Origin of the sequence: Pseudoflavonifractor sp. An184 (assembly GCF_002160305.1) — a bacterium.
GTDB lineage: Bacteria > Bacillota > Clostridia > Oscillospirales > Oscillospiraceae > Lawsonibacter > Lawsonibacter pullicola.
The window spans coordinates 1-4,933 of record NZ_NFKI01000105.1 but is presented as its reverse complement, the minus strand read 5'-3'; the positions used below and the strand labels follow the sequence as shown (position 1 = coordinate 4,933).

Genomic DNA, 4,933 nt, shown 5'->3' with positions numbered 1-4,933 from the left:
CCGCCGCCGCCGTTGTTGCTGTCGTCCTCCCAGAAGAGGGTGAAGGGGGAGAAGGAATTCACGGTAAAGCGGATGCCCTGCTCCGTGGTCTTCAGGTTGCCATTCTCCTCGGAGTAATACTCCATCGTGTACGTGCCACTTGTGAGGTCGTTGTTGTCGTTGCGGTCCAGACCCACATAGTGGACCAGATGGAACTCGGTGTTCTCGTCCGTGCCCTCGGGGTAGGCCCAGTAGACTACCACAGCGTCGTCGGTGGTCACATAGGCGTTGCCGTTGCTGGTATCCACCAGATCCAGATAGCGCGCCTCATAGTCGTAGTCGTTGGGGATGGCGACAAACTCGTCCAGCGCGCTGTTGACCAGGGTGTTGTTCTGGTCGGGCACCAGACTATCCACCAACAGCTTCACATCGCTGGGATCAATGACCTCCAGCTGGCTGCCGTTGATGTAGAACTTGGCGTTCTCGCCCACCTGAGCGGTCACGCTGGTCACATTGGTGGGAGCTTCGGTCACCACGTCGGTGGTGTGGGTACCGTTGTCCGTCACGCCGCGGACGGTGAGTTCGCCGCTTTCCACCGTGGCGTCATACTCGGTCTCCGCATCATTCACCGTAAGGACCGCCTTCACCAGCTTCTGGTTCAGGTCGCCGGCATAGATAGTCATGTCGTACTCATGATACAGCTCGTCCAGACTCACCGCAAAGTCGTCGGAGGTCATAAAGGTTTCGTCGTCGTCGGTGAACTGGAGCCGGATGGGGATCTCTTCGCCGTTCACTTCGGCGGGCAGGATGCGGTAGATGTAGCGGTTATAGGCCATGCTGTCGTTGCCTTCCTTGTTGTCATACCGCTCCAGATGCCAGGTACGGGTGTTGCCCTGGCCGTCGTCGTAGGTGAAGGTCAGGTACTTGGACAGGTCCAGCGGCTGATCCAGAGGAGCGCCAACCGCTTCCTTCAGCGCCTGATCCACCTCGTGGGGCAGCTCGATGTAGAAGCCGGGGGTGGGCAGGCCGTTATTGGTCGTGCCGATCTCGTTACCGGAGCCGTTCACCACGCTGTCATAGCCATCGCCGCCGGTGTAGATGGTGATGTCGGCGGGGGTGATGGAGACGGTGCCGGGACCTTCTCCGGTGTACGTATTGATGAAGTGAACCACAGAGGGACCGCTTGCGCCAATGACGCCGGTGGCAGACAGGCCTTCCTCATTGAAAAGGACCGCCAGAGAGGCAGCACCGTCTGTTTTGTCTACCGAAGCAGTAAAGTCCTCAACAGACGTCTCGGTCACTGTATAGGTAGTACCTTCAGGGAGACCCTCAATGGCGATAGAATCTCCGCTTGTCAGATAGACGCTGTCGCCGCTGGAGATCGTGCCTTCTTCACCCTTGCCTTCCAAGAAACGATAGGTATACTCACCTTCCGCACTCAGAGCAACAGTAAATTCAAATTTTTGATCCAAAATTCCGGTGTCGTTTGTACCATGGACTGTTTTGGAGATCACCAGCGCATCTTCGTACGGAACCTCATAACTCACTTCCGGCACGGGGAAATAAACGTCACCGGGCTGACCAACGGAGGTCTCATACTCCAGATACGCCTCCTCGTTAGTGGGAACCGTGTGGGTTCCGGAGGCCGCCTCTTTATTCACCAGATCCAGGGTGTAGGTGAGCTTCAGCGCACGGCTGTTCTCCACAGGTACATTGATGTCCCACACAAACTGCTCTCGGGCATCGCCGCCCTGTCCTTCACGGTAATAGGTCACTGCATAGGGATACACACCATCTACGGAGGTACCGAAGTACACAGTGTTGGTGGTGCTGTCAACCTCCGCAGCGGACACTGTCTCGCCGCCCACTGTAAGCAGGAAGGTATCCCGGGTGACCTTATAGATCTCGTCCAGACCGGCCAGATCAAAGTCGTCGCCGATCACGTCGGTTACGGTGCCGCTCTGAATGGCATAGAGAATCTGGTTCTTAATGCCTTCAAAGATCTCCGCCGCGTCGGCGTTGGAGACATTTCTGTCCCAGGAAGCGTTGGTGCTGATGGACTGGCAGTACTCCATGATCTCCTTGCCCCAGGGGTAATTCGACCAGTTGGAGGTGTTATCATTTCCGCTGCCGTCCAGTTCCGGGACTGCAAACGCATAAGTGTTGGTGAACTGACTGGCCAGCTGCTGGTAGCCGGTCACCGCATAGTACATGGCAAAGTCCGGGCCGCAGGCGTACTGGGCCGCAACCCCCGCTGTTGCTTCATCGTCATAGATGTGTGTGGTAATGGGGTCAGACAGGGAATCACTTGCGTAATAGTCCTTCACATGATCGCCGTCACGGGTCGCCTGAATCTTAGCAGGAATTGCGGACAGGAAATTCCCTACACTGCCATAGACGTCCTCCAGGCTGGTACCGTACTCATACATCATGGACCAAGTATCCGCACCGTTCTGGGCGGTGTTTTCTACCTGCCCATTTGCTCCAAGGCCTTGCACAGGCACGCAGTACACGTTGCCGTCGTCCGCCTCGGACCAGACATAGGTGATACCGTCGCTCAGCGTGATCAGGTACTTGGTTTCATACTCCTCCGGGAGAGTCTCCAGCTCGGTCAGCGCCTTCTGGATGCCGGCGGACATATTGGTGCCGCTGGTGGTGGCGCCGTTGACAAAATTACCCTTGACATCCTCCAGCGTGTCCGTATCCTGGATATCCTGCCAGTCGGTGGCGGTGGCAGTGCCGGAGAAGATCACCACATCATAAAGGATGTTGGTGTTGCTCTTGGTGGCCAGCTCATCCAGCATCTCGGCCGCCTCATCCCGCATTCCCTGGCTGGTAGACTTGTCCAGCAGGAACATGACGGCGACGTTTTCCTTTTCCTCGGTCGCGCCGACGGTCAGGGTAACGTCAGTCTGGTCATTCTCGTCCAGGTCCGTGGCGGTCTTGTCCACGGTGGGAGTCTCAAACTGAGGCAGATTGGTCTGCCGCCAGCCCGCATACAGGATGGTCCAGTTCTTAGTCAGACCGGCGCTGGTCAGAGGCTGGGTGCACTCAGGATCCAGATACCAGCCGGTGAACTCCCACGCCCACTCGGAGGAGCCGCTCTCGCGCACCGGAGTGGTGGTAGTGGGCACACTGCCGTAAGCCAGGTCATCATCCTGGACAGGCATGTTGGTGACGTTATCGTCTCCAGCATTCGCGTCGTAGGAAACACCTACCAGAGGCGCATAGACATACGTACCCTCACAATCGAAGCTATTGGGATGCTCACTCGCGTTTTCGGCATACTCGCCGCACACATCCGTGCAAGCGTAACGGATTACACCATAGGAAGTCAGGGTCGCATTGCTTACCCGCTCACCATTTTCCCAGTTATATTTGTGGTGGGACAGCTGAGCGGTGGTCAGAGTACCGATTTTGGCAACATCGCCGCCAATCATGTCGCTCTGTACTCGCACGTTATCATCCTTGAACAAATCCGCATCATTGCTGCTGGCCGTATTCTCGGCATTGCCACGAGCATAGTCGCTCTTCATGAAACGGTTCAGGAACAAGGTGTGCTTGTCATTCTCCCCGTTCAGGGCAATATTCGCGTTGGTCAGGACGGGTTCGGTTTTGCTCTTCAGGTTATCCACCGCGTTGCTGTTCAGGTCGTAAGCGACTACGCTGCTACCAGTGGTGGTCACAGCACCCTTCCGGCCCACACCGCCCAGCCAGGCGGAGCCTTCCTGAGCGTCAGAGGAGCAGTCCCCACTGACCGTCAGCGTGTGGCCGTTCAGCCACAGATCGCCAGCGGTGTAGCTCAGCAGTTTCTCACCGTTGCAGCGCAGGTCTACCTCACATTTGGTAAAGCTGGAATCCCGGCTCTGAATGTAAACACCGGCATAGCCGTTGTGCAGAATCTCCACGTCAGAACCGGTCATCTCAAACCCGATGCAGGACAGGGCGTGACCGCCGCGGTTTCCGTTCATGGTGAAGTCGGAATTCTTTACAATCCAGTAACCGGAATTGCAGGCGTTGCCCAGGTTGTTATTGACCGTGACCTGAGAGTTGTTCACATGGATGTTGACGTTGTTGATGGCAAAGCCGCCAGCCTTGTTGTCACTGAAATCGACAATCGAATCTGTAAAATAGATCGCGTCATATCCAGTCCGGTTGTCGCCGGAATAGAACGCGTTGATGTTGCCGCTATCGGTGCTCATCCCAGTGGCAGTCATGGTGGACTGATTCAGTTTCAGTACAGAACCGCCGTACATGGCGTAGCTCCAGCCGTTCTTGGTGCCAACTGTGCTGATGTCACTGTGGTTAAACGTGACAGCCCCAGTGCTGCCGTACAGCCCCAGGAACTGACCGTTGTAGCCTTCCGCAGACAGCTCGCAGTTGTTCAACTCAATGTTGCCACCGAAGAAGTAGATCGCGGCGTCGTAACCGGCGCTGCTGCTCTTAGAAGCCCCCTCAGCCGTCACAAACTTACAGTTGTTGAACTGCACGTTGCCGCCAATCCACAGCTTGGTGACGACCTCACCGTTGTTGTAGCTGATGCCGTCCTGACCTCCGGAAATCTTCACGGTTCCGCCGGAGAGATTGAAGGTACAGTTCTCGAACACGATAGGATCGTCTTCGAGCCGCTCCTGTCCAGAAATCATCACGGCCTGGCCGTCACCAATCTCGTATTTAGTATTGGTAGCGCCTTCCTTAACAATGTTTACACCAGATACTAATTCCGCGTCTTTGCTTGTCCCATAGACGCCGACAGTCACCCCAGTCGGTACGCCGACGGCCTCGTCGCTGAGATTAGCGCCATAACTGGTCGTCCCAGAGCCATCTCCCGGCTCCGTCGCGAAGACGGAAACCGGCAGCATTGTCAGCACCATGCCTAACGTCAACAGCGCCGACAATATTCGTTTTTTCATCTCGCCTTTTCCTCCTTACTGTTTGAAGTGTTCGCCCCATA

General features: G+C 56.2%; 1 protein-coding gene. It reads right to left on the bottom strand.

From position 1 onward, the window contains the following. Window positions 1–4,892 (bottom strand): DUF5979 domain-containing protein (locus B5F19_RS16430; RefSeq protein WP_140394275.1); only part of this gene is annotated, 4,892 nt, incomplete at its 3' end. Between the last annotated feature and the right edge of the window lie 41 nt (window positions 4,893–4,933).